Origin of the sequence: Halospina denitrificans, from assembly GCF_004364635.1 — a bacterium.
Taxonomy (GTDB): domain Bacteria; phylum Pseudomonadota; class Gammaproteobacteria; order Pseudomonadales; family Oleiphilaceae; genus Halospina; species Halospina denitrificans.
Window position 1 is genome coordinate 1 of record NZ_SOAX01000004.1, and the last position, 26614, is coordinate 26614.

Consider the following 26614-nt stretch of genomic DNA (forward strand, 5'->3'; position numbering starts at 1 on the left):
CAAGCGATGACGGAACGGTCAGACCGAGAGTGACAGAGCCTGTTAAGCCTTACGGCTGATACAAGCCGACTAACGAATGAGGCCATCACTCACACCCATCATCATCCTGGCCCGGGCATAAGAGCCCACAAAGAGGCCGAATGTAGAGCTGCAGTCTCAAACCGCTTCGCAATCAAATGGCGTTGCTTGACCGCAGGGGGAGTCCATGTAGTAAAGGCTTAAAGCCTCGATTCGTCAGGGCTTTTTTATTGCCGAACAAGATAGGCCAACCCTACCTGCATTCATTGAACTCCTTCGACCGCAACCGGCGCCGCCTAGCACGCAGGCGGTTGCCCTTCGGTTCCCGGTAGCCTGCCCGCAACTGATTATTGATGCGCTCCAGCGCGGCCTCATACTCGCGGCACCGTTTCTCCTGCCGCAACTTTTCCTCACGAGCATGGGAGCCGCCAGCCTCGTCATCGTCCTTATCGGAAAGGTCGGGCCAATCATCCCGGGGCTCGGGTAACTGAAGATCGGAGTTGGGATTTTCCGGAGGCTCCCAGCGCTGGTAGTCCCGGGTTTCCGGAGGGCGATCGGAAAAACGCTGCTGACCGGTTTCGTCCTGCCACGTGTAGACCTCCGCCCGGGCGGTAGCCGTGATAACAAGCAGGATGAAAGGATGCAGAACGGACGGGGCTCGTCGGCCCAACATTACTGGCATGGTGCTTTCTTCCCTGAAAGAGGCTTCCAAAAACGCTGCGCAGGATCCTGATCCGGCTGAGCGCTGTCAATGTTTCGCCATACCGTAATGCTTCGGGGCGGCGCCAATGCTGTTATGCTATAGGGGACAATGCAGCTTCAGGGAGTCCGTTACGGCATGCATGGGCAACCCCCGGTTTCAGCCTCCAACGTCGACGATGTTGAAAGGCTCTATCAGCTCGAGCTTCGCCTGGGTGCGGACCACGCCCGGCGGCGGCTTGCCATTGAAAAGGAGAAGGAAGCCCGGGTACTCAGCCGCGAAGGCAAGCACCTGCACCTGGAGAACGCCTACTCCCTGCCCTCCATGATCCGACTCTGCCTGCAGATGAGCGGGCTTTACCGCCGGGCCCAGGCCAACAGCCGCGAACTTCGCGTTACCGAGAACCGTTTTATCCTGCCGGAGCTGCCCAGGGGCCTCGAGGGGCTGACGCTGCTGCAGCTGAGCGACCTCCACGTGGACATGGACGAGGCCAATCTCCATGCCGTCATGGAAACCGTCCGCCCCCTGGAGTATGACCTCTGTGTGATCACCGGCGATTACCGCCGGGATACCTGGGGAGACATCAACCCGGCCATGGATGGGATGCAACGCCTGAGGAACCACCTGAACGGGACGGTGCTGGCCATCCTTGGCAACCATGACAGCGTGCTGATGGTGCCCGAGCTCGAAGCCATGGGCTACCAGATGCTGATGAATGAGAGCTACCGGCTGGAGAAGAATGGAGAGAGCCTCTGGATTGCCGGCGTGGACGACCCGCACCTGTACCAGACGGACGACCTGGAAGCGGCTATCGCTGACATCCCCGCAGCGGCCACATCCCTGCTGCTCAGCCACACACCGGAAATCTACCAGGAAGCGGCCATGGCCGGCTTCGACCTCTACATGTGCGGCCACACCCATGGCGGCCAACTCTGCCTGCCCGGCGGTTTGCCGCTGACCCTGGACGCCAGGTGCCCACGCCACCTCGGGCGCGGCGCCTGGGAGTACGATGCCATGCAGGGTTACACCACCACCGGCGCAGGCACCTCCATACTCAACGTGCGCCTGAACTGCCCCCCGGAAGTGACCCTCCACCGGCTGACGCGCGGCCCCAACGGCGTGGGTTAGTGCGGACGGCGGCGAAGGCCCCAGCGATACAGCAGGGGCGATCCCCAGATATTGAGCACGGAAAAGATCAGTGCGGCCAGGAGCAGCACCCACCAGGGCGCGTCGAGCATCCACCAGGCGGGAATCGCCGGGAGCAGGCCTTCCGGTAACTGGTCCAGCCCCCGGGCACGATCCCCGGCAACCAGCCCCAACCGGCGCTTGGTAAAGCTCGAGGCCAGATCCCCCAGCATCGCGAAGGCCGCAAAGACCCCACCGAAGACCGCACCCAGCCCCATGAGCCAGGCAATCAGGCCGGTCGCAGCCACTGAAATAGCCAGTCCCCGCCAGCTCTTGCTGCGGCCAAACAGGCGCCGCCCGTCCCACAGTGTCCAGCCGCAGTCAACCGGATAGCCCCGGTGGCCAAGCAGGGTGCTGAGCACCATCGGGGCTCCGTTGGCAACGATCAGCAGCACGACAAGGTCCAGCGTAAGCAGCATCGTTCAGAGCCCCAGTATCAGGTGGTGCCCGCCGGCAAGTACCGGTTCAGGCGTCCGGCAGGCCTCCACGGGTCTGCTTGATCGGGTCGAGGAGGTCACGGAGCTCGGCTTCGGGGACATCCGTCTCCTCTTTCGCCACATCCAGTATGGACTGGCCTGTGGCATACGCCTTCTTGGCAACTTCCGCAGCCTTGGCGTAGCCGATGACCGGGTTCAGCGTGGTGACCAGCACCGGGTTCTTGCCCACGGCCTCGGCCATGACCTCACTGTTAACGGTAAAGCCGGCAATCGCCTTGTCCGCCATCAAGCGGGCCGTATTGGACAGGAGCTTGTTCATCTCCAGCAGGTTCCAGCCAACCAGCGGCAGCATCACGTTGAGCTGGAAGTTACCCGACTGGCCGGCCATGTTGACGGCCGTATCAAGGCCGGTGACCTGGGCTGCAACCATGGCGGCAGACTCCGGGATTACCGGGTTTACCTTGCCGGGCATGATGCTGCTTCCCGGCTGCAGGGCAGGTAACGTGATTTCCCCGAGGCCGTGGATCGGGCCGCTGTTCATCCAGCGCAGGTCATTGGCCATCTTCATGAACACGGTTGCAAGGCCGCGGTAGGCGGCGGACATGCCGACAGGGGCATCAATGGCACTCTGGCCAACAAAGGGATGTTCCATGGCCGTGAAATGATGGTCCGTCAGCGCGCTCAGTTCCTCGGCGAAGAGGCGGGCGAAATCCGCGTGCGCGTTCACCCCGGTGCCCACGGCCGTGCCGCCCTGGGGAATCTTCAGAAGCTCGGTTGCCGCGTTTTCCAGCCGTGTCCGGGCATTGCCGATCTGCTCCCGCCAGGTCCGCAGTTCCTGCGCCATGGTCACGGGCATGGCATCCATCAGGTGGGTACGGCCGGTCTTGACCACGGATTCGGTCTCGGATTCGCGCTTCTGGATGGTCGTGGCCAGGTGATCAAGTGCGGGCAACAGGTGCTCGTGCACCTGGGTCACCGCGCTCAGGTGAATCGCGGTGGGGATCACGTCGTTGCTGCTCTGGCTCATGTTCACGTGGTCATTGGGGTTGACCGGCTCCGGGCTCTGCTCGGTTGCCAGGCGTGCAATCACCTCGTTGACGTTCATGTTGGTGCTGGTACCGGAGCCGGTCTGATAAACGTCCACGGGAAACTGGTCTTCATGGGCACCGGAAAGGACGCGGTCGCACGCCTGCTCAATGGCGTGGGCGCGGTCGCCGTCAAGCAGCCCCAGCACCGCGTTCGCACGGGCCGCACTGCGCTTGATGCGCACCACCGCCTGGATGAAACCAATCGGCATCGCATGGCCGCTGACGGGAAAGTTATCCACGGCCCGCTGGGTCTGCGCGGCCCAGAGCGCACTTTCCGGAACTTCCACTTCACCCAGACTGTCTTTTTCGATGCGTTTATCGCTCATTACCGGCCTCCGTTATGTTGGCAACGCTGAACTTGGATGCGGCTATAGTGCCTTTAGCGGCGCCGGTTTTCCAGTACGGGGCGAGCCTGAGGAGCAAGCAATGGGCCCTGGGAACGCGACTCAGCGGCCCTGTGACCAATGTCGCACCTGGCGAATGCGATTACAAAAAATAACATTCGGCAGACAATCTGTTCCTATACTAGAAATTAAAGGAAATGTCATAACGTCGTAACAAAAGGCGATACCCAAGCCGTTCGACAGGAGACAGCGCCCAATGAAAGCCAGCGACGTACGAAAGCTCAAGAAGCGGATTGCTCCGGCCTACACCGAAATGTTCTCAGGGCGGGTGTACAAGGTTGGCGAGGGCGCTGTTTCCGTGCGCAACCACAGCGGCGAAGCCCGGCATACCGTGATCGGCGTCCATGGTTTCCTGGAAAACCACTGTTACTTCACCCAGCTCTATCAGGAGCCGACCACGGAACTGATCCTGCTGACCTGCTCGAACTACCACATCCCGGTCAGCGGCCCCAACATCGAGCGCCCGGCGTGGGTCCAACGCAATACCTACCCCGTCGCCACCATCGAGTACGATGCACGCATCCTCATCCAGACGCTGGAGAACCTGCCCTCTTCCCGGCAGGTGCGCGTCCATGGCCATTCCAGGGGCGGCGGTGTGATCATCGAGGCGGCGCGCCAGCGGCCTGAGCTCTTCCGCAATGTGGATGTGGTGCTGGAAGCGCCGGTACTGCCCCAGGGGCAACTCCACGCGCTGGTCCGCACCATCCTGGAGCCGGTCAGCCATGGCATGTGGCCCTGGATCGTGCGCGCCATCAACAGCACGCCCACCTCCACTTACGGACAGACCTTCTTCGGCCGTATGAACGGACGCAAGAAGCAGCTCCTGACCCGCATGTTCGCGGCTACCCAGGATCATCTGACCATTGTGCGCAACCTCGAGAACATCATGGCGTGGATGGAACAGTGGAACCCGGAAATACTGGCCAACATCCGCCAGGGCACCATCCTGATCCCGGAATCGGACCGGATCCTGGATCGCGAGATCATGCTCGAGAGGGCACGCCACCTGCCCACGGCCGTGCGCATCGTCGAAACCCACAACACCAGTCATTTCATCACCCTGGACAGCCTGGAATGGCTGCCTTCCATGGACGACATCCCCCGGGTCGCCTGAGCGCCCGGATTGTCGCTGGTGGTAATCCCCTCTAAAATGCCGCCCTTCACCCAGGGAGGACCGGCGTGTATCGCTACAAGCTCATCCAAACCCAGCCCCGCACCGCCAATGGCCAGCGCCTGCAGGAGCTGATGCTGGAATACCACGACTTCCGGCACGATCGGATCGGGCACCCGCTGACGGCGGAAGTGGAAGCCCTGGGCAGCTGGCAGGCCCAGCGGCTCCGCCATACCCACCGCGACCTCTACGAATCACCCCGCTACCAGGAAGCCCTGGATTTTCTCCTTGAAGACCTCTATGCCCCCAGGGATTTCACGCGTCGCGACGATGACATTGACCGGATCTTCCCCTACCTGATCCGCCTCAGCCCCGACAGCGCCCTCTTCACCCTCTCCCAGCTCGTGGAGCTGAACCTGCTCAGCCAGAAGCTGGACCTGGCCATGGCGGAGTGGCTGGTCGCCAACATGAGGATGGACGTGCGCGGCATTCTGGAAATGGACGAGGAGGACTACGCGAGCGCCTACCGGGCCTGCGGCCGGGAGACGGAACGTCAGCGCCAGATCGAGCTGGTGGATGCCGTGGGGAGGGACCTGGAGCACTATGTCAGCAACCGTTCACTGCGCATGGCGCTCAGGATGATGCATCGCCCGGCACAGATGGCCGGGCTTGGCGAACTCTACCGCTTCATCAGCGAGGGCGTACACGCCTTCCGCGCCATGGGTGGCGTGGATGAGATTCTGGGGACCATCACCGAACGCGAAACCCGCATCAAGGAGCGCATCATGGCAGGCGAGCCCATGGCTCAGTTCCGCGCCAGTATCTCCTCAAGCTGACGGATCACCTCACCCTCGATGCGGTGGCGGAACGGCCGCAGCATCATGCCCAGCTCCAGGTGGACACCGATCTCCTCCGGCAGGACCTCGACCTCGCCCTTGATACCGGAGCGTCTGAGCCGGAGCTTTTCCCCTTCCCAGTGCCACTCGAAGTCGTAGTGGGATTCCATCTCCCGCGCCAGCTCGTCGGCAACCCGCAGGGCATGCTCATGATCCATGGAGTGCGAGCGACGGACATCAATACGGGACATGGGCTCTTCCTCAATTCATCAATCAAAGCGCGGATTCTAGAAGTTTAGCAGCAAAGACAACAGCCCCACTTGTGGTTAGAATACGCCAAAGTCCCCGCGGAGGTTTCCCATGACGGATCAGGACACGACCCATTTCGGTTATCGTCAGGTTCCCAAGAAAGAAAAGGCCCGCCACGTCGGCCAGGTATTCAGCTCGGTGGCGAGTAAGTACGACCTTATGAACGACCTGATGTCCATGGGCGTGCACCGGCTCTGGAAACGCTTCACCATCGAGCTCAGCAGCGTCCGCCCCGGGCACAGCATCCTGGACATTGCCGGTGGCACGGGTGATCTCACCATGCAGTTCGCCGACCGTGTGGGCGCCGACGGCGAAGTCGTGCTGGCCGACATCAACCAGGAAATGCTGGAAGTGGGCCGCGACCGCCTGACCGACCGCGGCTACGGCGGGCGCATCAGTTACGTCCAGGCCGACGCGGAAAACCTCCCCTTCCCGGACAACCATTTCAACGTGGTCTCCATCGCCTTCGGGCTGCGTAACGTCACCGACAAGGACCAGGCCCTGCGGGAAATGACCCGGGTGCTCAAGCCCGGCGGCAAGCTGCTGATCCTGGAATTCTCCAAGCCGGTCAATCCGCTGGTCAGCAAAGCCTATGACGCCTACTCCTTCACCGCCCTGCCCATCATGGGCAAGCTGGTCGCCGGCGACAGTGAGAGCTACCGCTACCTGGCCGAATCCATCCGCATGCACCCGGACCAGGAAACCCTCAAGGGCATGATGGAAGAGGCCGGGCTGGTCCAGTGCCGCTACCACAACATGACGGCCGGGGTGGTAGCCCTGCACTCGGGGGTCAAGCCCTGATGTCACTGAGGGAGACCCTGGAACAGTCCCTGACGGGCCTGGCCGAGGCCGCCCTGAACCATGGTCTGGCCCTGGACCCGGGCACCCGTGCCTCGGTGCTGGCCCAGCTCGGCTCTCCCGTGAGTTTCCACCTGGAGCCGCCGGGGCTGGCCCTGAGCCTGGTACGATCCGGGGATGGCGTCCGCCTGACCCTGAACGATCCCACGGCACCCTCGGCGGTCGTACGCGGCACGCCGCTGTCCATGCTCTCCCTGGCGCTTGGCGACGCCACGCCCCTGCACCAGGGACGCCTCGTCATCGAAGGCGAGGAGGAACGGGTGGCCGCCCTCACCCATACCCTGGCCGAACTCGATCCGGACCTGGAATCCGTGCTTGCCGGCGTCATGGGCGATGTTCCCGCCCACCTGCTGGCCCGGCGCCTGCGCAGCGTCCTGGGCTGGACCCAGCAGGCCCATGAGGCGCTGTTTGCCAATATCGAGGACTACATCCAGGAAGAGGCGGGCGTGGTGCCGCCACGCAACGAGGCGGAAGTAATGTTCGAGGACGTCCAGAACCTTGCGGATCGGACCGACAACCTTGAGGCCCGCATCGAGGCGCTCAGCCAGCAATCCGGACCGGAGACGCCGTGATACAGCTCCACCGCCTGATCCGCATTCTCTGGGTTTTCAGCAAGTACCGCCTGGATGAGTTCCTGCGCCTGCTGAGCCTGCCCCTGGGCATACGGATCATCCTGGCAACAGCGCCCTGGCGCCTCTTCCCCGCCCGCCACGAGAGCCGCGGGGAACGCCTGCGCCTGGCCATGGAGGAGCTGGGCCCCGTCTTCGTGAAGTTCGGCCAGATCCTGTCCACCCGCCGCGACCTGCTGCCGGACGACATGGCCGAGGCGCTGCAGTATCTGCAGGACCGGGTACCCCCCTTCCCCAGCGACCAGGCCCGGGAGATCATCGAGGCGGACCTTGGCGGGGCCGTCGGCGATATGTTCAGTGAATTCGAGCGCGACCCGCTGGCATCCGCCTCCGTGGCCCAGGTCCATGGCGCGCGCCTGCACGATGGCCGCGCCGTGATCGTGAAGGTCATCCGCCCCGGCATTGAACGGGTCATCCGCCAGGACATCCGCCTGCTCTACCTGATGGCCGGCCTGCTTGAGCGTTACTGGTCCGAGGGCCGGCGCCTGCACCCGGTCGAGGTGGTCTCGGACTACGAGAAGACCATCTTCGACGAGCTGGACATGCAGCGAGAGGCTGCCAATGCCAGCCAGCTGCGCCGCAACTTCCCGGATTCCAGCCTGATCTACGTGCCCGACGTCTACTGGCCCTACACCTCCAAGCGGGTAGTCACCATGGAGCGGGTCAGCGGCATTCCCATCGGCGACACCCAGGCACTTCTGGACGCCGGCGTGGATATGAAGGTACTGGCGGAAAAAGGGGTGGAGATCTTCTTCACCCAGGTCTTCCGGGACAGCTTCTTCCACGCCGACATGCACCCGGGCAATATCTTTGTAAACGCGGCCAACCCCGCCGACCCCCAGTACATCGCCCTGGATTTCGGCATCGTGGGCACCCTGGGGCCCACCGACAAGAACTACCTGGCGCGCAACCTGCTGGCCTTCTTCGAGCGCGACTACCATCAGGTGGCGGTACTCCATGTGCAGTCCGGCTGGGTGCCGGCGGACACGCGCATCGACGAGTTCGAGGCGGCGATCCGCACCGTCTGCGAGCCCATCTTTGCCCGGCCATTGAAGGACATCTCCTTCGGCCACTTCCTGCTGCGCCTCTTTGAGGTGGCCCGGCGCTTCGAGATGGAAGTCCAGCCCCAGCTGGTGCTTCTCCAGAAAACCCTGCTGAATGTGGAGGGCCTCGGGCGACAGCTCTACCCGGAACTGGACCTCTGGGCCACCGCCCATCCCTTCCTGGAGGACTGGATGCAGAAACGCATCGGCCCACCCGGCCTGCTCCAGAGCCTGCGCCGCCAGCTTCCGGACCTGGCCGAGCAGGCCCCGGAAATGCCCCAGCTCATCCACGACGCCCTGGAGCACCTGGCCAGCGGCCAGGCCCCGGTGCAGCCACGCTCCGCGCCACAACCGGAAACCACCGGCAACAACAGCTCGGGCGCGCTTCTGCTGGGCGGTGCCCTGGCGGTGGCCGGAGCCGTGATTATCGCCGAGCCCGCCGCACGCGACTGGTTCCGCTCCCTGCCCCCGGCAAGCTGGATTCTGCTTGGAGTGGGCGGCGTGTTATTCTGGCGATGGACAACCCGTAATGGACGCTCGAAATCATGACTGTTTCCCCCGCCCCGGACTGGATCCGTGACGTCAGCTTCAATGAACAGGGCCTGATTCCCGCCATTGCCCAGGATGCCGAAAGCGGCGACGTCCTGATGATGGCCTGGATGAACGCCGACGCCCTGGAACAGACCGCCCGTACCAGCGAGGCGGTGTATTATTCCCGTTCCCGCGGCAAGCTGTGGCACAAGGGGGAGAGTTCCGGGCATGTCCAGAAGGTCCATGAGATCCGGATGGACTGCGATGCGGACGTAATTCTTCTGAAAGTGGAACAGCTAGGCGGCATTGCCTGCCATACTGGAAGGCGCAGCTGCTTCTATCGTCGCCTGGACGAAGGGGGCTGGACCAGCACCGAAGAGATTCTCAAGGACCCGGATGCAATCTACGGTAAAGAGGGGTCGCACTGATGACGGATGTACTCAGGGAGCTGGGCGCGGTACTCGAGCAGCGCAAAAACAGCGCCAGCCCGGATGAGTCCTATGTGGCGAAGCTTCACCACAAGGGGCTCAACAGGATTCTGGAGAAAGTCGGCGAGGAATGTACCGAAACATTGATCGCTGCCAAGGACGCGGAGCGCTCAGGCGACAATAATGAACTGATTGCGGAGACAGCGGACCTATGGTTTCACAGCCTGGTCATGCTGTCGCACCAGGGCGAAGGGCCGGAAGCCGTGCTCAATGAGCTGGCCCGGCGCTTCGACCTCTCCGGGCTCGAAGAGAAGGCCCGGCGGACAAAAGACTACTGATACGTTTGTTAGTAAGCGGACAGGTGTTTCCAGAACCGTCCGGAGCCATGGATGGCGGAGGCGAGCGTACAGGGGTTGACGCGGTTGAGCGTAAACGGGCTTACAGGAAGTAAGCCCTGGACCTTTTAGCGGAGCAGGACAGCGCAGCTAAAAGGTATTCACAGCGTGTTCTGGAAACACCTGTCCGCTTACTAACAAACGTATCAGTAACACATAATAGAGGAGACCATCATGGGTGGTATCAGCATCTGGCAGCTTCTGATCGTATTCGGCATCGTCGTGCTGGTGTTCGGAACCAAGAAACTGCGCAACATGGGCGGTGACGTTGGCGGCGCAATCCGCAACTTCAAGCAGGCCATGAACACCGATGACAGCGACAAGAAATCCGACGAGGAAAGCGAGGAGGCGGATGCGCCCCTGGAGCGCAAGGAAGCGGATTCCACCAAGGCCGGGGAAACCGAACGCAAACATGACCACTCCTGAGCCGGACGCCCATGTTTGACCTTGGCTTTCTGGAACTCTTCATCTGCGGCGTTATTGCCCTGCTGGTGCTCGGCCCCGAACGACTGCCGGGCGCCGCCCGTGCTGCCGGGCACTGGGTCGGCAAGGCCCGACGCATGACCCGCCAGTTCTCGGAAGAACTGGACCGGCAGGTCAAGGCCGAGGAGATCCGCGAGCGCCTGAAGCAGGAGAAAAGCGAAATCGGTTACGAGGACATCCAGAAGAATGTCCAGGAAGCCCTGGACGAAGCCAAAGACCATAACCACCTGGTCCACTCCGAGGACAACCAACGCAAATCCAATCCGGGATCCGGCACCTCCCGGACCCCAACGGATTCCGACAGCCAGTCCAGTAATCCATGACGAGCCCAGAGACCGACCCCGAAGAATCCTCGATGCCGCTGGTCGCCCACCTGATCGAGCTGCGCAACCGGCTCCTGAAGGCCATCCTGGCCATTCTCGCGATCTTCCTGGTGCTCTATCCCTTCGCGAACGAGCTCTATGCCTGGCTGTCCGGCCCCCTTCGGGCCTACCTGCCGGAAGGCACCTCCATGATCGCCACGGATGTGGCCGCCCCCTTCTTCGCACCGCTGAAGCTGACGCTGGTTCTCGGGGTCTTCCTGGCCATGCCGGTGGTGCTGTACCAGATCTGGCGCTTCATGGCGCCGGGGCTCTATAAGCACGAAAAGAAACTGGCATTTCCGCTGCTGGCCTCCTCCATAATCCTGTTCTACCTGGGCGCACTGTTCGCCTACTACGCGGTCTTTCCGCTGGTATTCGCTTTCTTCACCTCGGTAGGTCCAGCCGAAGTCACGGTCATGACCGATATGAGCAGTTACCTGGATTTCGTGCTCAAACTGCTCTTCGCCTTTGGTGTCGCCTTCGAGATTCCCGTCGCCATTGTGCTGCTGATTCTCAGCGGCGCCACGGATGTCGCCTCGCTGCGGGAAAAACGCCCCTACGTGGTCGTGGGCTGCTTTGTGGTGGGCATGCTTATGACGCCGCCGGACATCATCTCCCAGACCATGCTGGCCGCGCCCATGTGGCTGCTGTTTGAGGCAGGCGTGCTGTTCGGTGTGCTGGTCGAACGCCGTCGCGAGGAAGAAACGGACGCGCCATGAACCTGCTGCTCCTCCGTCCCGAACAGTTGACGTCGGACAGCCGCGCCCGGGTCCAAGGACGCCAGTTGCGCCACATGCTGGATGTGCACGGGGCGGGCATTGGGGATTCACTGCGTGTTGGCCTGGTTAACGACGCCATCGGAAGCGCCGTGGTCGCCGACCTAACCGATACCGAGGCCAGCCTTGAGATTACCTGGCAGGAAGATCCGCCGGCGCCCCTGCCGCTGACCCTGGTGCTGGCGTTGCCGCGCCCCAAGATGCTGCGGCGCATCATCCAGAGTGGCGTGGCCATGGGCGTGAAGCGCCTGGTGATCGTCAACAGTTACCGGGTCGACAAGAGCTACTGGCAGACGCCCTGGCTCGGCGACGAGGCACTGGCCGAGCAGATCACATTGGGGCTGGAACAGGCACGGGACACCCTCTGGCCGGAAATAATACAGCGCAAGCGCTTCAAGCCTTTTGTGGAGGACGAGCTGGCCGCCATGACCGAAGGCAGCCGACGCCTGATTGCCCATCCGGGTAGCGCCACTGCCTGCCCACAGGGACTGACCGAGCCCGTGAGCCTGTGCATCGGCCCAGAGGGCGGCTTTATTCCCTATGAAGTAAACCTGATCCGCGAGCAGGGCTTCGAGGCGGTCCATCTCGGGCCCCGGATCCTGCGTACCGAAACAGCAATACCCGCGATTCTCGGGCGACTTTTCGATATCATCAACCTGACATGAGCTCAGATACAGAGAACCCCACTCCCAGGACGAGCGGCCGCCAGGAGGAAGAGCACGAGGCGCAGCCCGTGATCTTCTGCCTGATTGCCATTGTGGTGGGCATTGTCACCGGCATCGGTGCCATCGCCTTTCACCACCTGATCAGTTTCTTCCATAACGTCTTCTTCTACGGACGCCTGGCCGTGGATTCGGGCAACGAAACCCTGCTGGAGCCCAGCATCTGGGGCCCCTTCGTGGTGCTGGTGCCGGTCATCGGCGGCCTCGGCGTCGTGACCCTGACCCGCACCTTCGCGCCCGAGGCACGCGGCAGCGGGGTTCCCGAGGTCATCGATGCGGTCTACTTCCGCGAAGGTCTTATCCGGCCTGTGGTGGCCGGCGCCAAGTCGCTGGCCTCGGCCCTGTCCATCGGCAGTGGGGCCTCGGTCGGCCGGGAGGGTCCGATCATCCAGATCGGCGCCTCTCTGGCCTCGAGCATCGCACGGCTTGTGCACCTCAGCACCTGGCAGCGGATCACCCTGATCGCCGCCGGCGCCGGGGGCGGTATCGCCGCCACATTCAACACGCCCCTGGGCGGCGTGATGTTCGCCATTGAGCTGATGCTGCCCGAGCTCAGCAGCCGGACCTTCCTGCCCGTTGTGCTTTCCACCGCTACGGCGGCTTACATTGGCAGGCTGGCGCTGGGCATGACGCCGGCCTTCCTGATTCCGGCCCCGGAGGCGGTCACGGCCGCCACTCTTGGCGTGCACAACATCCTGGCCATGAGCGTTCTGGGCGTGGCCTGTGGACTGGCCTCCTGGGGCTTTATCCAGCTCCAGTCGGTGACGGAGACGGGGTTTGAGCGGCTCACGCGCAACCACTATCTGCGCCATACCGCGGGGATGCTGATGGTTGGCTTCATCCTGCTGGCCGTGCAGCAGTTTTCCGGCCATTACCATGTGGCCGGCGCCAGTTACGCGACCATCAGCGAGATCCTCCACGGCAATCTGGTGGCGCTTCAGCTTCTGGTGTTCCTGTTCGTGGCCAAGCTCTTCGCGACCACGCTGAGTCTGGGATCGGGCTCGTCCGGGGGCATTTTCTCGCCCGCGCTCTTCCTGGGCGCCACGCTCGGGGCGGCTTTCGGCACGGCACTGTCCATTATCTGGCCTGGCGCGGACATCAATCCCATGAACTACGCGGTCGTGGGCATGGCGAGCATTGTGGGCGGTGTTACCGGGGCTGCTATGACGGCCATTGTGATGGTGTTCGAGATGACCCGGGACTATGTGATCATCATTCCGCTGATTATTGCGGTTGCGATTTCCATCGGGGTTCGCCGGGGCCTGCTGAACGAGACCATCTATACGATCAAGCTGGCGCGCCGGGGCAAGCACTTTTCGAGCGAGCGTCACCGGAATCTGTTCCTGCTGCGTCATGCGGAGGATTTCATGGAGGAGTCTTTCGTGCATCTGGCGCCGGATACGCTGGTGGATGATGCCTTTGAGCGGATTGGGCGGGATGCGGATGTGAATTACGTTCTGCTGACGAATGGGGTTGGCATTGTGACGGCGGTGCTGCCATTCAGTGAGTTGCTTAATGCGGAGCATGAGGGCAATGCGCATTCAATGCGCCTGGATGAGTTGGATGCGCAGGATTTTGTGTTTGTGCATGCGAACAACATCCTGAGTGAGGCGGTTAAGCAGCTGACGAATGCGGGGGTGCTTTATGCGGTGGTGATTCCGGACCAGAGTGAGGAGCCGCCTCCTACGCAGGTGCTGGGGGTTCTGGATAAGGATCATCTGGCCGACAGTGTGATGGAGCAGTTTAGGACCTTCAGTACCGGGGGGTGAGAGTAGGCGCCCGTGTCTGATTCGGCCGGCGGGGCGGGAGGGTTTTCCCGGGAACCGCTTTGAATACATCCATGTACGCTGCGCCTCCGCCATCCATGGCTCCGGAGCTTCCCGTGAAAACCCTCCCGCCCCGCCGGCCGAACCAGACACTAACTTAGAGTATTAAATGTCGAATCTCGGGAGGGGGTGACTCATGCCCATGGCTTCCGAGGCAATCCGGTTTTTGATGAACGTTTGCCCGTCCAGCCACCGCATGCCGGTATTTCGCAGCCAGCGTAGGGGCATTTCGTCGCGGCCGAAGAGTTGTTTGAAGCCTTCCATGGCCGCCATCAGGGAGAGGTTTTCCACCTTGCGGCGGCGCTGGTAGCGCTGTAGGGCGCTGAGGTGGGCGGGGTTGAGGCCGCGGTCCTGGGCTCGGCGGATTTCGTCGGCGAGGACGGCGACGTCGGCGAAGCCGAGGTTGACGCCCTGCCCGGCCAGGGGGTGGATGGTGTGGGCGGCGTCGCCGACCAGGGCGACGCCGGGGCGGATGTATTCTCGGGCGTGGCGTTGGCGCAGGGGGATGGCGTGGCGTTTGGAGATTTCCTGTACGTCGCCCAGGACGTTTTCGAGTGCGTCGCCGAGTTCCATGGCAAAGGCGCCGTCGTCGAGGTTCATCAGGCGTGCGGATTCGGGGACGTCCTGCGACCAGACGATGGAGACGAAGTGGTCTGAGTGCTGTTCGTTGGCCATTGGGAGGTAGGCGACGGGGCCGGTGCTCATGAAGCGTTGCCAGGCGGTGTGCTGGTGGGCGTTTTCCAGGCGAGCGGTGCAGACGATGGCCTGTTGGTCGTAGTCCCATTCCCGGGTGGCCAGGCCGGCCCATTGGCGGATGCGGGAGTTGGCGCCGTCGGCGCCGATGACCAGCGAAGCTTCGAGCCAGCGGCCGTTGCCGAGCATGACGGCGGAGCCGGTGGATGTGGGGCGCCACTGGCGGACGTGCTCGCTGTCCAGCCAGCGTATGCCGGGGCTGTGTTCCATGGCCTGGATAAGGGCGCTGAGGACGAAGCGGTTCTCGACGATGGTGCCGAGGCGTTCGGTCTGCAGGTCCGCCGAGTCGAAGTGGATGCTGCCGGTGCCATCCGCATCCCATACACGCATCTGTCGATAGGCGCAGTGGCGCGCCGACTCGATCACTGGCCAGGCACCCAGGTCTGTCAGAAGTTGGCGCGTGGACTCCGTGAGGGCGCTGACACGGGGTTCGAAGTCATGCACGGACTCGACCGGGTCTGCAGGATGAAGCAGGCTCTCGCGGGGCTGGGGCTCGATCACGGTTACGTTCAGCTCAAGGCGGGACAGCGCCAGCGCCAGGGCAGCGCCGACCATGCCGCCGCCGACAATCGCGATCTGGGTACGTTCGGTCATTGCCTCTTCACTCATGGCCGAGCGAGCTCCGTCTGCGGTTCAGGCCCATGTTCTGACGCGCCAGCCAGTGTCGGGCGCCGGGGGCCGCATCCAGCGCCAGCAGGCCCAGGTCCCGGATATGCCCCGGAAAACCGCTGGAACCGGAGAAGACGCGGATAATGCCGTCCGAGAAGCCGACGATGGCATCCACGTCCTGCTGGTGTTCGTCCAGGTAGGGCCGGAGGGTGTGAAGATCAGACAGGGACTGCCCATCCCGATGGGCCTGTGCGAGGCAAGCGCTCAGGCGCATCAGGCCACGCAGGGCCAGGTTGAAGCCCTGCCCCGCCACCGGATGCAGTGCATGGGCGGCATTGCCGACCAGTACCACGCCCGGACGCGCCGGCTCCGGCGCCTGTTCCAGCCCGAGCGCGTAGCTGTGGCGCCGCCCCACCCGTTCGAAGCGACCCCGGCGCCAGCCGAAAAGCCCCTGCAGCTCCTTCAGGAAGGCCCTGTCGTCCAGTGCCATGCGGCGTTCCACTTCCGTGGCCGGCATGGTCCAGACCAGCGCGTAATCATGGGACTTGCGGTGTGGGAGCAGGGCCACGGGGCCGTCGTCGGTGAAGCGTTCATAGGCCACGCCCTCATGGGGACGGGACGTGGTCACGGTGGCAACCATGGCATGCTGGTCATAGTCCCGGCGTTGGACGCTGAACCCAAGGGCCTCACGCAGTCCTGAACGGCCTCCGTCGGCCACCACCAGTAGGTCGCAGTGCCAGCTCTCCGTCGCGCCATCACGTTCAATCCGGACCTCGGCGCCCTGCTGGCTGCTCTGGGCGGACTGGACGCGGGCCGGGCAGAGCCATTGAATGTCGGCATTACCCAAAGCCGAAACCAGGTTCAGGCCCAGCCAGGCATTATCCACCACATAACCCAGGGCATCCTGTCCATGTTCAGCCGCGTCCATTCGGGCGGAGCCGAAGCGGCCGCGCTCGGAGACATGGATTCGGTGGATCCCTGTGGCGCCTTCGGCAATCGCCGGCCACAGGCCCAGATCCTCGTAGATCAATCGGGACCCGTAGGCCAGTGCCGTCGCGCGCGCATCGTAACTGGGCTGATAGTGCTCGTGCGGCGATACATCCGGAGTGATGGGCGCGGATTCGACTACTGCTACGCTCATATCGGGGGCGTGACGGGACAGGGCCAGCGCCAGCGAAGCGCCGGCCATACCCCCGCCCACGATCAGGACCTGGCAGTGGTGATCCACCGCTTCCCCTGATTCAGCCATCGGCCATCAATGCCTCGATATCAGCGATTTCCTTCGGCACCCCAGTGGTAAGATTCCGATAGCCGTCACGGGTGACGACAATATCGTCCTCGATGCGCACGGCAATCCCCCGCCAGCGTTCCTCGACCTGCGTGTTGTGCGGGCTGATGTACAGGCCCGGTTCTATGGTCATCACCATACCGGGCTCCTGCACGCGCCAGGCGCCGCCGATCTTGTAGTCGCCCACATCGTGGACGTCCATGCCCAGCCAGTGGCCGGTCCGGTGCATGAAGAAGTCCCGGTAATGGCCCTGCTCCACCACTTCCTCGAGCGTGCCCTTGAGGAGGCCCAGATCAAGCAGCCCCTGGCTCAGTATCTCGACCGCAGCTTCATGGGGCTGGTTCCAGTGGTTCTCCGGTTTCACGGCCTCGATTGCGGCCTTCTGGGCCGCCAGGACCACCTCGTACACGGCCTTCTGTTCCGCGCTGAAGCGGCCATTCGCCGGAAAGGTCCGGGTGATGTCCGCCGCGTACCCTTGATACTCACACCCGGCGTCAATCAGCACCAGCTCACCATCCGCCAGCACGCCGCTGTTCTCGATGTAATGCAGTACACAGCCATTGGCCCCACTGCCGACAATGGTGGGATAGGCCGGGAAGGCTGCTCCCTGGTCCCTGAAGTGATAGAGCAGTTCCGCCTCGAGCTGATATTCGCGCAGCCCCGGTTGTGCCCGGCGCATGGCACGGCAGTGGGCTTCGGCGCTGATGGTCGCCGCGCGCCCCATTGCCTTGAGTTCGGCACCGCTTTTATAGAGGCGCATGTCGTGCAGGGTGTGTTCCAGGGAGACAAACTCACCTGGCGGCTTGGCACCACTGCGGACCTTCGAGCGGATGCTGTTGATCCACTCCATGACCCGGGCATCAAAGCCTGCGTCGCGGCCGATGGAGTAATAGACCCGCGAGCGCCCCTCGATCAGGCCCGGAAGAATGTCGTCGATATCGCCCACCGGAAAGGCATCATCCATTCCGTAGTCGGAAACCGCCCCGTCCGGCCCGATCATGGAGCCGTCCCAGAGTTCACGATCCGGGTCCCGTTCCCGACAGAAAAGGACGCTTTCCCCATGCTCCCGCCCGGGGATCAACGCCAGGACAGCATGCGGCTCATCAAAGCCGGTCAGGTAATGGAAATCACTGTCCTGGCGGTAGGGAAACTCCGTATCCCGGCTCCGCGTCCGCTCTGGCGCTGCTGACAGGATGGCGATGCTGTCCGGTGCCATCTGTTCGATCAGGCGCTGTCGCCGCTCGGCGTATTCCCTGAGTGGAATAATCCGGTCGCTCTGTTTTGCTTGCGCATTCATAGACTGGGCTCGTTCAATGCAGGGTTTTCTCGTCCGGCTCGGGACGGTTGAATTCGGCGAAAACGTTCAGCACGCCAATACGAATGTACTCGCTTACTTCCTCGACCTCCCGATCACCGTCCTCGCTGTCGTCCGCATCATGCTCGACCTGACTGATGGCCACAAAGTCCCGCATCAGCTCACGGATGTCGTCATCCGCCCGACTCAGCGCGTCCCCAGCCGCCCGGGCCATTCCCTCCAGAAAGCCCCGAACCCAGTTCGAGAGCGCTTCCAGGCGCTCCCCCAGGGGTGCCTGCTCGGGCGGCAGCAGCAGCCGGAAGTCCATGTCCTCCGACTGCAGTGCCGCCAGATTGGCGGCGTAGAACGCATGCAGTAACGCCCTTGGGGTCGGCTGGTCCTCAACGGCATCATTGAGCAATTGATCGCATCCCAGATGCTCCAGGGCCAGTGCCTCCCAGCGGTCAGAGGACAGGCGCTCGCCTGCGGCAAGCTCCCCGGTCAGAAGACCATGCAGTTCGCTGGGATGGTTAATGGCACTGTGACGGGTGTGAAGGTCCGACCACAGGTCAAAGTCATAGAGTGTTTCCTGTAACCGGGCCTGGTCGTTGTCGTCGATATCGCTCATTCGGCAGTCTGCTCCTGTACGCTGCTCATCGCCCTCAGTGCGCTAGACTAGCATGATGGACAAGGCTGTCGTACCCACAAATTGACCGCTCCACGGGAGCGGCCTATAGTGAATCGCAAGAGGCGATCCCGGAGACGCGTACCATGGAGCAGTCGGAACTGGAAGCGCTGGCCGCGCGAATCGATCAGCTGATCGAACGCAACCGCCAGCTCTCCGCAGAAAACGCACGCCTGCGCCAGGCCCAGGAGGAATGGCAGCAGGAGCGCGTGCAGTTAATGCAGAAAAACGACATGGCGCGTCACCGGATTGAAGCCATGATAACCCGCCTCAGATCCCTGGAGCATCACTGATGTCCGAGAAGGAAACGGTCGCCGTCAATATACTGGACAAGGAATACCTGGTCGCCAGCCCTGAAGAGGAAAAGGGCGGGCTGGAACAGTCCGCGCGCTACCTGGATGAAAAAATGCGTGAAATCCGCGCCAACGGACGTGTGTTCGGCACCGAGCGTATTGCCGTGATGGCCGCGCTCAATATTACCCACGAACTGCTGCAACGCAGTGATATGCCGGCTTCCGCGGAAGCGACGCTCCAGGAAATCGACCGTCGGGTTTCCGAGGCACTGGAAAACAGCCACAAGGAAACCGGCTGAATCCCCGTTGCAAACGCCCCCCATAATCGGCCTATAATTAGGTCAGCTCTCTGGGCTGTGCGATTACCGGATGTTGTCCTCGAGCCGATGCATACTCAATAAGGGGGCCTCTCCCTGGTGATGTGAGCAAGTCCTCCATGCAGAGGAAAGCCTGATTCACCATTCAGCGACCCCCGCCTTGGACTCTAGGGTTCAAGGGCAGAATCCGGAACGGCAGCCCGGGGGGTTTTATACCCTCCGCATCCCTGTAACGCAGACGAGCAACCTCATGTCCCGCAGTCAATTGAGACGGGAGCTGCGCCAAAGGCGTCGTGAGCTCACAAGACACCAGCAGCGCCAGGCCTCCAACGCTCTCTGTCACCACCTCAAAGCCAGTGCCGACGTAAAACGGGCGCGCCATCTTGCCCTTTACTGGCCCAACGACGGTGAAATCGACCCAAGCCCCTTCCAGGCCATTGCACGGACGCTGGGCAAGCAATGCTATCTCCCGGTCCTGCACCCGGTGCATCACAACCGGCTGTGGTTCCTTGAGTTCAATGACGACACCCGCCTTGTCAGCAACCGCTTTGGAATACCCGAACCGGAAATCCGGCGCAACGGGTCACGGCCGGCCTGGGCGCTGGACCTGATCCTGATGCCGTTGGTTGGATTCACTGAAAGGGGGGACCGTCTGGGCATGGGAGGCGGCTTTTACGACCGCACCTTTGAGTTCCTGCATCATGCCGCCTGTCACAAACCAAAACTGATCGGACTGGCGCACGAATGCCAGCGGGTGCCAACGATGCCCACGGCGAGCTGGGATATTCCAATGGATGCCATCATCACCGACGGAGGGCATTACTCGGTGCGTCACCGGTCACTGCTCCCGTCGGATGGCGAATAGCTGGATAGGGACAGTCAGTTACTGCGCGCTGTGGCGTTCGGGGCGGCAATCCCCCCTGACATCTGCGCGGCTGACGTCGTGGAACGGTTATCCGAGGCCGCCAACGAGGTAATCCCGCTGATCAGAAGCCCCACCGCAAATACCATCACCAGAGTTCGAATCACATCGGGTCGGCGATTCATCGGTTGCTTTCTCCTGCCATTGTCCTGTTTTTTTCTTTTTAGGCGCCTTCAAACGCAGATCATTCAAGGACCTACGCGCTACTCTTCGGACGTTAGGAGAAAGTCTAACAGCAATAGAAGTTTTTACAATTTAAAGAGGTTTTGAAATATTAGCGTTTTGTAACGCATTATTGCCGGGGAACAGGCCCCGGTTACTTTCCCAGAAAAAGCCGATAGGCCGGATCATCACTGATTTCTTCGTACTCAAACCCAATATCGTCCAGCATCGCGCGGAAATCAGGCATCTCCGCATCCTCAACCTCGGCTCCCATAAGTACTCGGCTGTAGGCCGCACCATGGTTACGATAATGAAACATGGAGATATTCCAGCGGCTGCCCAGTGACATCAGGAACCCGATCAGCGCGCCCGGGCGCTCAGGAAAGGTGAACTGGAAAACCTTTTCATTGGTCACCGAAGGCGCATGCCCCCCGACCATGTGGCGGATATGCTGCTTGGCCAGGTCATTGTCCGTCAGGTCCAGAACAGGGTACTCCAGGTCCTCCAGTTCCGTGACCAGCTCATTGCGGCCAAGACCGCCGGACTGGATCTGGACCCCGACGAAGATATGCGCCTCCTCCGGCGAGGAATAGCGGTAATTGAATTCGGTGATGCTGCGCTTGTGCAACGCCTGGATGAACTGCCGGAAACTGCCGGGGCGCTCCGGGATGGTCACGGCCAGAATCGCCTCGCGCTGTTCCCCCACCTCGGTGCGCTCGGAAATGTAGCGCAGCCGGTCAAAGTTCATGTTCGCACCGCTGAGCACGCTGATCAGGTTCACATCCTCAACGCCTTCGCGCTGGACATACTTCTTCATCCCGGCAACGGAAAGCGCGCCGGCCGGCTCCTGAATGGAACGGGTGTCCTCGAAAACATCCTTGATCGCCGCGCAGATCTCGTCGGTGGTCACGGTGACCACCTCGTCAACGTGATCCTTACAGATATCCCAGGTGTGCTGGCCGATCTGCTTCACCGCCACGCCATCCGCGAAGATCCCGACCTGGGGCAGGACGACCCGCTCCCCTGCCTTGAGTGCCTCGGACAGGCAGGCGGAATCCTCGGGCTCGACGCCGATGACCCGGGTTTCCGGGCGCAGATACTTGATATAGGCCGCCATCCCGGCAATCAGACCACCGCCGCCCACGGGGATGAATACCGCATGGATCGGCTTAGTGAACTGCCAGAGCAACTCCATGGCCACGGTTCCCTGCCCCGCGATGGTGTCCGGATCGTCATAGGGGTGGATATAGGTGTAGCCGAAGGTCTCGATCTGCTCCTGGGCATAGGCCGCCGCCTCGTCGAAGGCATCGCCGATGAGCACCACTTCCGCGCCACTGTCGCGGACGGAATTCACCTTGATCTCGGGTGTGGTGCGGGGCATGACGATGGTGGCATGAATCCCCAGCCGGGTAGCCGCCAACGCCACACCCTGGGCATGGTTTCCGGCAGAGGCCGCGATGACGCCCTTGGCCTTCTGCTCATCCGTCAGCTGGGAAATCTTGTTGTAGGCGCCACGCAGCTTGAACGAAAACACGGGCTGCAGATCTTCCCGCTTGAAGAAAACATTGTTCCCGAAGCGCCGCGTCAGATTACGGGCCTGGCTGACGGGCGATTCAATCGCCACGTCATAGACGCGTGCGTCGAGAATTTTCTTGATGTATCGCTCAGGCATGACGGAGGCTCTTTTCGATGGACCGCGGAAAGCCTCTCAGTGTAAGGATCAGGCAGGTGGGACGTCCATGTTAAATCCCGCCATTTGCGGCCAGAGGCACGAAAATGGCGGGACCTCGCTTTACAGGGTTTCGCTGAGCATATAATCGACAGCGTTTTTCACTTCCTGCTCGGAGCAGTCAGCGCATGTCCCCTTAGGCGGCATGGCGCGGATGCCACTGATGGAATTTTCGTACAGGGTTTCCTTGCCCTTATCCAGACGATCACCCCAGCTCTCGGCATCACCGATCTTGGGGGCACCCGCTGCACCTGAGTCGTGACAGGCCGTGCAGTTATTGGAGTAGACTTCCTCGCCGGACCGCTCATCCTGGGCCAGCGCCGTGGTGGCGGCCCCCATAAGGACGATGGCGCCAAGGGTTGCAATCGGTTTGACGGTTGCCTTCATAACAGCTCCTTTATTTGTAATTAATCAAATGCACTATCTGTTTTGTACATTCTATAGGGTCCGCCATTCAAGTACATTGATGTACCGCAACAACGCCCTGCCATTTTCCAAATAATTCGCGAGCACTCACCCGTCATTCAGCCGGTATTTCCTGAGGCGATACAGGAAAGTATCCCTTGTCATCCCGAGGAGCTGCGCAGCCCTGCTACGGTTCCCCCCGGAGCGGGCCAGGGCCTGCTGAATCAGGTTGATCTCCACATGTTCAAGACTAACCCCCTCGGGCGGCAAATGCACCCCCAGCTGGTCTTCCGCCGCACAGGTATCGGCCAGCCACGCACCCGGAATATCAGCCGGATGAATGGTTCTTCCAGGCATCAGCACCACACAGCGTTCTACCAGGTTTTTCAGCTCACGCACGTTACCGGGCCACGTGTATCGAACAAACCGTTTCAGCGCCGCATCCGCAAAGACCGGCTTCTCCACGTCATGCTGAGCGGTCAGTTCATCCAGAAAATGCCCCAGCAGCAACCGGATATCACCGGTCCGTTCCCTGAGAGGCGGCAATTCGAGTGGTATCACGTTGAGCCGGTAATAGAGATCCGACCGGAAGCGCCCCTGAGCGGCCAGGGCTGAAAGATCCTGGTGGGTGGCCGCCAGGATTCGCACATCCAGTTTTTCAGGCCGGCCGGATCCAAGGCGCTGGCACTCGCCCTGCTCCAGAAAACGCAGGAGCTTGCCCTGCCCCGCCAGGGAGAGTTCCGCAATTTCGTCCAGAAACAGCGTACCGCCCTCTGCCTGGTGGACGAAGCCCGTTGCGTCCCTCTCAGCGCCCGTAAAAGCGCCCTTCCAGTAGCCGAAAAGCTCCGCCTCGACCAGTTCCGAGGGCAGCGCGGCGCAGTTCACCGGCACCCAGGGGCCTGCGTGGCGGCGACTCGATTGATGGACACCGCGGGCGAGCAGCTCCTTGCCAGTACCACTCTCCCCGGTTATCAGTGCCGTTGCATCCGTGGCCGCCACCAGTGCTGCAGACCGCAGCACGCTCTGCAGCTCGGGTGAATTACCCCCGAGAAGCGGAAAGGAATCACTACTGAACATCGCAACCATCCTGATATAACCCGTTAAAACCGTTCCCGACCTGTCCAGTTACTGCCCCGGAGCAAGCGCCATAGGCACCACAGCCAGCCCTATAATCAGTATCCCGGCAACCTGGCGGAACAGCGGCCGGCTCATGACACGGCTCACCCGCTCGGCCATGAAGCCCACCAGAAGCAGCGTGGGAATGGTTCCCAGCCCGAAAAACAACATAACGCCCATGCCCTGCCACACCGACCCCGTGCTCAGGCTGTACACCAGCGCCGAGTACACCAGGCCGCAGGGCAACCAGCCCCAGACAAGCCCGAAGCCGAATGCCTGGGGCAATGAACGAACCGGCAGAAGGCGGCGCCCTATCGGCTCCAGCCGCCGCCACAATGGGTGCCCCATGGACTCAACCCAGGCGAAGCGTGGGAACCAGCCGCCAATGTAGAGCCCCAGCATTACCAGAAACACCGCGCCTACCGCGCGCATGACCAGCGCACTGCCAGCACCAGCCAGGTCCTGGAACACAGCCGCGCCACCGGCCACCAGTGCGCCGGCCAGCACATAACTGCTGATCCGCCCCAGATGATAGTGCAGGCTGAACAGCACAAACTGCGCGCGGTTCTGGCGGATCCCCGGAGTCAGGCTGTAGGTCAGTGCGCCGACGATACCGCCGCACATGCCCACACAGTGGGTGCTGCTGACGAGCCCGAGCACAAAGGCCGTTGTCCAATCCGTCCACCACATCCTACACAGCTCCCGGGGCTGGAGACTTAAGGAATATCAACGACTGCGTGAAATCCCACAGCCAGCAGGGCATTTCACACAGCCCACCCGAGCTGCACCCAGGGGACAGGACCAGGCGCCTCCACAAAATCGTTCAATTCCAGCCACCTGAGGCATTCGGAAACAGATCGCAGACCTGGCTCGCCTTTTGCTGCCGCTGACGCACAACCGTTTCAACTACTATGGAGCATCCGATGATACACAAGCCTTCGGGAGGGCGCACCACACCCCTGGTGACTGCCAGCCTGCTCCTGGGCGCGACGGCCGCGGGCGCCCAGAATATGACCCTTGATCCTCTGGTGGTCACAACCTCCGCCATGGACACACCCCATGAGGTCACCACCGACCCCCGTAAACCACATACCTCACTCCCCGCCCAGGATGGAGGCGCCTACCTGGAGTCGGTCACCGGCTTCAATGTCAGCCGCAAGGGGGGAACCAGTGGCGAACCGGTCCTGAGGGGTCTGGGCGGCTCCAGACTCAATATCTCGACAAATGGTGGCGCCATCTTTGGCGGATGCCCAAGCCGCATGGACCCCCCAACGGCCTACATATTCCCGCAGTCCTATGACCGGGTGAACATCACCAAGGGTCCCCAGAGTGTCCGTTACGGTCCTGCCACGGCGGGAAGCGTTCGGTTTGAGCGTGACACACCGGACTTTTCAGAACCCACAACCAATGGGTTCGCAAGTTTCACAGCCGGCAGCCACGCACGGAATGACATGGCCACTGACGTCACCACCGGCGATGAGGATGGCTACGCCCGCTTTATCGGAACGCTCTCCTCACAGGACGATTATGAGGACGGCGGCGGTGAATCCGTCCATTCCGAGCATGAGCGCTGGAGCACGAGCGCCATTGCAGGCTGGACGCCCGGAGAGGATACCGAGCTTGAGTTCAGCTACGACCGCAGCAACGCCGAAGCCGCCTACGACGACCGCAGAATGGACGGCACCGAGTTTGATCGAACCAGCTATCGACTGTCCGGCTCCCAGGACAACCTTACTAACTGGCTCTCGAGGATTGAGGCGAACTTCTATTACAACGACGTTGACCACGTCATGGACAATTTCCGATTAAGAAACCCGGGGATGAGCGCAATGGCCCGCATTGTGGAACGCACCACTCTGGGCGGTCGTTTAAGCGCCAACATGGACCTGTTTCCCAGAACTGACATCCATGCCGGCCTGGACTTCTCCACCAATGAGCATGCCGACAGCGGTCCTATCATGGAAATGGGCACGCCCCTGGCTGGCGCCAATTTTCGAGGCACCGCGACCCCGGAAACGGCCGAGTTTTCGGATGTGGGTCTTTTTGCAGACATGGAGCGGCAGGTTGGCCGCAATTCATGGCTGGCCCTGGGGGTACGTGGTGATTACCATGAAGCCGAAGCACTGGCCGCTGACTTTGGGGGTGCCGACGAGGGCGAAACCGACGACCGCACCCAGTGGAGCAGCTTCGGCCGCTACGAAGTGGCGCTGCAGGATCTCCCCCTCAATCTCTATGCAGGGCTGGGGCGCTCGGAACGCGCGCCGGATTTCTGGGAGCGCGACAGGGACTTCGACATCGGCAACGAGACCCTTACCCAGGTGGATACCGGCATCTCGCTGGGCCACAAGCGGGTTAAAGGCACCATTGCCGTATTCTACGGGCAATATGATGACTACATCCTGATCACGGACGGTGGCGATAGTGCCCGTAACGTGGACGCAACCACGCGGGGTGCTGAAGCCGATGTTGCTGTCTCCCTGACGCCATCGCTGACCTTCAATTCAACGCTTGCGTATACGCGCAGCACCAATGACACCGACAACGAGCCGCTGGCGCAGACACCACCACTGGAAGGCACCCTGGGCCTGGATTACGAGAGCGCTGGCTACTCAGCCGGTATGCTCTGGCGCGGCGTTGCCCGTCAGGACCGGATCGATGAGGGCAACGGCACCATCTACAGCCTTGATACCCGGGAAACGCCCGGATTCGCAACATTCTCGCTGCATGCCGGCATGCGGATTCTTGAACAGAGCCGACTGAGCGTTGGCATTGATAACCTCTTTGACCGGCGTTACGCGGAGCACATCCAAAGGGGATCCGCGGATCTCGGAGCCAGCAGCAACCCAATCAATGAACCGGGCCGCATTCTCTGGGCAAATATCACAACCGAGTTCTGACGC

Annotated in this window: 30 protein-coding genes and 1 other RNA gene; 18 read left to right on the forward strand and 13 right to left on the reverse strand. The window is 62.0% G+C overall.

The window, feature by feature from the left end:
* Window positions 1-271 precede the first annotated feature (271 nt).
* A complete protein-coding gene (locus DES49_RS09420) occupies window positions 272-700 on the reverse strand; it encodes a DUF4124 domain-containing protein (protein ID WP_133736169.1) in 429 nt (142 codons plus the stop codon).
* Window positions 701-856: 156 nt separating this feature from the next.
* On the opposite strand from DES49_RS09420, the gene DES49_RS09425 reads away from it, so the two are divergent.
* Complete coding sequence (locus DES49_RS09425) at window positions 857-1846, forward strand: metallophosphoesterase (protein WP_133736170.1); 990 nt, start codon at window positions 857-859, stop codon at window positions 1844-1846.
* Here DES49_RS09425 and DES49_RS09430 read toward each other — a convergent pair.
* The gene (locus DES49_RS09430; RefSeq protein ID WP_133736171.1) at window positions 1843-2322 is read right to left on the reverse strand and encodes a CDP-archaeol synthase; all 480 of its coding nucleotides are present in this window, start codon (window positions 2320-2322) and stop codon (window positions 1843-1845) included. The genes DES49_RS09425 and DES49_RS09430 overlap by 4 nt on opposite strands.
* A gap of 46 nt (window positions 2323-2368) precedes the next feature.
* The gene (locus DES49_RS09435; protein WP_133736172.1) at window positions 2369-3754 is read right to left on the reverse strand and encodes a class II fumarate hydratase; all 1386 of its coding nucleotides are present in this window, start codon (window positions 3752-3754) and stop codon (window positions 2369-2371) included.
* Window positions 3755-4028: 274 nt separating this feature from the next.
* Here DES49_RS09435 and DES49_RS09440 point away from each other — a divergent pair, with 274 nt between their 5' ends.
* Both DES49_RS09440 and DES49_RS09445 read left to right on the forward strand, forming a co-directional pair.
* Entirely contained in the window at window positions 4029-4946 is a 918-nt protein-coding gene (locus tag DES49_RS09440) for an alpha/beta hydrolase (RefSeq protein ID WP_133736173.1), read from the forward strand.
* Window positions 4947-5011: 65 nt separating this feature from the next.
* Entirely contained in the window at window positions 5012-5779 is a 768-nt protein-coding gene (locus tag DES49_RS09445) for a DUF8198 family protein (protein ID WP_133736174.1), read from the forward strand.
* On the opposite strand, the gene DES49_RS09450 is transcribed toward DES49_RS09445, so the two are convergent.
* Complete coding sequence (locus DES49_RS09450; RefSeq protein ID WP_133736175.1) at window positions 5749-6030, reverse strand: polyhydroxyalkanoic acid system family protein; 282 nt, start codon at window positions 6028-6030, stop codon at window positions 5749-5751. The genes DES49_RS09445 and DES49_RS09450 overlap by 31 nt on opposite strands.
* 109 nt (window positions 6031-6139) lie before the next feature.
* Between DES49_RS09450 and ubiE the strand changes: the two genes are divergently transcribed.
* The 10 genes from ubiE to DES49_RS09500 all read left to right on the forward strand — a co-directional run bounded on the left by ubiE (window position 6140) and on the right by DES49_RS09500 (window position 14084).
* Entirely contained in the window at window positions 6140-6889 is a 750-nt protein-coding gene (gene ubiE / locus DES49_RS09455; protein WP_133736176.1) for a bifunctional demethylmenaquinone methyltransferase/2-methoxy-6-polyprenyl-1,4-benzoquinol methylase UbiE, read from the forward strand.
* Window positions 6889-7518: a ubiquinone biosynthesis accessory factor UbiJ gene (locus DES49_RS09460; RefSeq protein ID WP_133736177.1), complete on the forward strand. Its 630-nt coding sequence runs from the start codon at window positions 6889-6891 to the stop codon at window positions 7516-7518. Before ubiE ends, DES49_RS09460 begins: the two co-directional genes overlap by 1 nt.
* Entirely contained in the window at window positions 7515-9167 is a 1653-nt protein-coding gene (ubiB, locus tag DES49_RS09465) for a ubiquinone biosynthesis regulatory protein kinase UbiB (RefSeq protein WP_133736178.1), read from the forward strand. The genes DES49_RS09460 and ubiB overlap by 4 nt, the downstream gene beginning before the upstream one ends.
* Window positions 9164-9577 carry a phosphoribosyl-AMP cyclohydrolase gene (gene hisI / locus DES49_RS09470; RefSeq protein ID WP_133736179.1) on the forward strand — a complete coding sequence of 138 codons (414 nt, stop codon included), beginning with the start codon at window positions 9164-9166 and terminating at the stop codon, window positions 9575-9577. Before ubiB ends, hisI begins: the two co-directional genes overlap by 4 nt.
* Window positions 9577-9915, forward strand: coding sequence for a phosphoribosyl-ATP diphosphatase (locus tag DES49_RS09475; protein ID WP_133736180.1), 339 nt, complete (start codon window positions 9577-9579; stop codon window positions 9913-9915). The genes hisI and DES49_RS09475 overlap by 1 nt, the downstream gene beginning before the upstream one ends.
* 231 nt (window positions 9916-10146) lie before the next feature.
* Window positions 10147-10398 (forward strand): Sec-independent protein translocase subunit TatA, encoded by a 252-nt coding sequence (gene tatA / locus DES49_RS09480; protein ID WP_133736181.1) that lies wholly within the window; start codon window positions 10147-10149, stop codon window positions 10396-10398.
* Window positions 10399-10409: 11 nt separating this feature from the next.
* Complete coding sequence (tatB, locus tag DES49_RS09485) at window positions 10410-10778, forward strand: Sec-independent protein translocase protein TatB (protein WP_133736182.1); 369 nt, start codon at window positions 10410-10412, stop codon at window positions 10776-10778.
* Window positions 10775-11536 carry a twin-arginine translocase subunit TatC gene (gene tatC, locus DES49_RS09490; RefSeq protein ID WP_133736183.1) on the forward strand — a complete coding sequence of 254 codons (762 nt, stop codon included), beginning with the start codon at window positions 10775-10777 and terminating at the stop codon, window positions 11534-11536. Before tatB ends, tatC begins: the two co-directional genes overlap by 4 nt.
* Window positions 11533-12258 carry a 16S rRNA (uracil(1498)-N(3))-methyltransferase gene (locus DES49_RS09495; protein WP_133736184.1) on the forward strand — a complete coding sequence of 242 codons (726 nt, stop codon included), beginning with the start codon at window positions 11533-11535 and terminating at the stop codon, window positions 12256-12258. Before tatC ends, DES49_RS09495 begins: the two co-directional genes overlap by 4 nt.
* A complete protein-coding gene (locus DES49_RS09500; RefSeq protein ID WP_133736185.1) occupies window positions 12255-14084 on the forward strand; it encodes a chloride channel protein in 1830 nt (609 codons plus the stop codon). The genes DES49_RS09495 and DES49_RS09500 overlap by 4 nt, the downstream gene beginning before the upstream one ends.
* Before the next feature lie 162 nt (window positions 14085-14246).
* Here the strand turns inward: DES49_RS09500 and DES49_RS09505 are convergent, their stop codons facing one another.
* Genes DES49_RS09505 through DES49_RS09520 form a run of 4 tightly spaced genes read right to left on the reverse strand, consistent with a single transcriptional unit; the run spans window position 14247 to window position 18713 of the window.
* A complete protein-coding gene (locus DES49_RS09505; RefSeq protein ID WP_243865002.1) occupies window positions 14247-15503 on the reverse strand; it encodes a UbiH/UbiF/VisC/COQ6 family ubiquinone biosynthesis hydroxylase in 1257 nt (418 codons plus the stop codon).
* Entirely contained in the window at window positions 15496-16752 is a 1257-nt protein-coding gene (gene ubiH / locus DES49_RS09510; RefSeq protein ID WP_133736186.1) for a 2-octaprenyl-6-methoxyphenyl hydroxylase, read from the reverse strand. The genes DES49_RS09505 and ubiH overlap by 8 nt, the downstream gene beginning before the upstream one ends.
* On the reverse strand, window positions 16745-18088 hold the full coding sequence (gene pepP / locus DES49_RS09515) for a Xaa-Pro aminopeptidase (protein ID WP_133736187.1): 1344 nt from the start codon (window positions 18086-18088) through the stop codon (window positions 16745-16747). The genes ubiH and pepP overlap by 8 nt, the downstream gene beginning before the upstream one ends.
* A 13-nt stretch (window positions 18089-18101) precedes the next feature.
* Window positions 18102-18713 carry a UPF0149 family protein gene (locus tag DES49_RS09520; protein WP_133736188.1) on the reverse strand — a complete coding sequence of 204 codons (612 nt, stop codon included), beginning with the start codon at window positions 18711-18713 and terminating at the stop codon, window positions 18102-18104.
* Window positions 18714-18856: 143 nt separating this feature from the next.
* On the opposite strand from DES49_RS09520, the gene DES49_RS09525 reads away from it, so the two are divergent.
* The 4 genes from DES49_RS09525 (at window position 18857) to DES49_RS09540 (ending at window position 20245) form a co-directional block, all read left to right on the forward strand.
* Window positions 18857-19063 (forward strand): TIGR02449 family protein, encoded by a 207-nt coding sequence (locus tag DES49_RS09525; RefSeq protein ID WP_133736189.1) that lies wholly within the window; start codon window positions 18857-18859, stop codon window positions 19061-19063.
* Window positions 19063-19362 carry a cell division protein ZapA gene (locus DES49_RS09530; RefSeq protein ID WP_133736190.1) on the forward strand — a complete coding sequence of 100 codons (300 nt, stop codon included), beginning with the start codon at window positions 19063-19065 and terminating at the stop codon, window positions 19360-19362. Before DES49_RS09525 ends, DES49_RS09530 begins: the two co-directional genes overlap by 1 nt.
* Window positions 19363-19406: 44 nt before the next feature.
* Window positions 19407-19591: non-coding RNA, 6S RNA (ssrS, locus tag DES49_RS09535), on the forward strand.
* A 39-nt stretch (window positions 19592-19630) separates the two neighbouring features.
* Entirely contained in the window at window positions 19631-20245 is a 615-nt protein-coding gene (locus DES49_RS09540) for a 5-formyltetrahydrofolate cyclo-ligase (protein ID WP_133736191.1), read from the forward strand.
* Between the two features lie 14 nt (window positions 20246-20259).
* On the opposite strand, the gene DES49_RS15505 is transcribed toward DES49_RS09540, so the two are convergent.
* The 5 genes from DES49_RS15505 to DES49_RS09560 form a co-directional block, all read right to left on the reverse strand.
* On the reverse strand, window positions 20260-20427 hold the full coding sequence (locus tag DES49_RS15505) for a hypothetical protein (RefSeq protein ID WP_166646055.1): 168 nt from the start codon (window positions 20425-20427) through the stop codon (window positions 20260-20262).
* Window positions 20428-20618: 191 nt separating this feature from the next.
* Window positions 20619-22136: a threonine ammonia-lyase, biosynthetic gene (ilvA, locus tag DES49_RS09545; RefSeq protein ID WP_133736192.1), complete on the reverse strand. Its 1518-nt coding sequence runs from the start codon at window positions 22134-22136 to the stop codon at window positions 20619-20621.
* A gap of 120 nt (window positions 22137-22256) precedes the next feature.
* On the reverse strand, window positions 22257-22580 hold the full coding sequence (locus DES49_RS09550) for a c-type cytochrome (RefSeq protein WP_133736193.1): 324 nt from the start codon (window positions 22578-22580) through the stop codon (window positions 22257-22259).
* A gap of 126 nt (window positions 22581-22706) precedes the next feature.
* Window positions 22707-23675, reverse strand: a complete 969-nt coding sequence (locus tag DES49_RS09555; RefSeq protein WP_133736194.1) for a sigma-54 interaction domain-containing protein — start codon at window positions 23673-23675, stop codon at window positions 22707-22709.
* 48 nt (window positions 23676-23723) lie between these two features.
* Window positions 23724-24404 (reverse strand): sulfite exporter TauE/SafE family protein, encoded by a 681-nt coding sequence (locus DES49_RS09560; protein ID WP_133736195.1) that lies wholly within the window; start codon window positions 24402-24404, stop codon window positions 23724-23726.
* A 233-nt stretch (window positions 24405-24637) separates the two neighbouring features.
* Between DES49_RS09560 and DES49_RS09565 the strand changes: the two genes are divergently transcribed.
* Entirely contained in the window at window positions 24638-26611 is a 1974-nt protein-coding gene (locus DES49_RS09565) for a TonB-dependent copper receptor (protein WP_243865003.1), read from the forward strand.
* The last annotated feature ends 3 nt before the right edge of the window (window positions 26612-26614 follow it).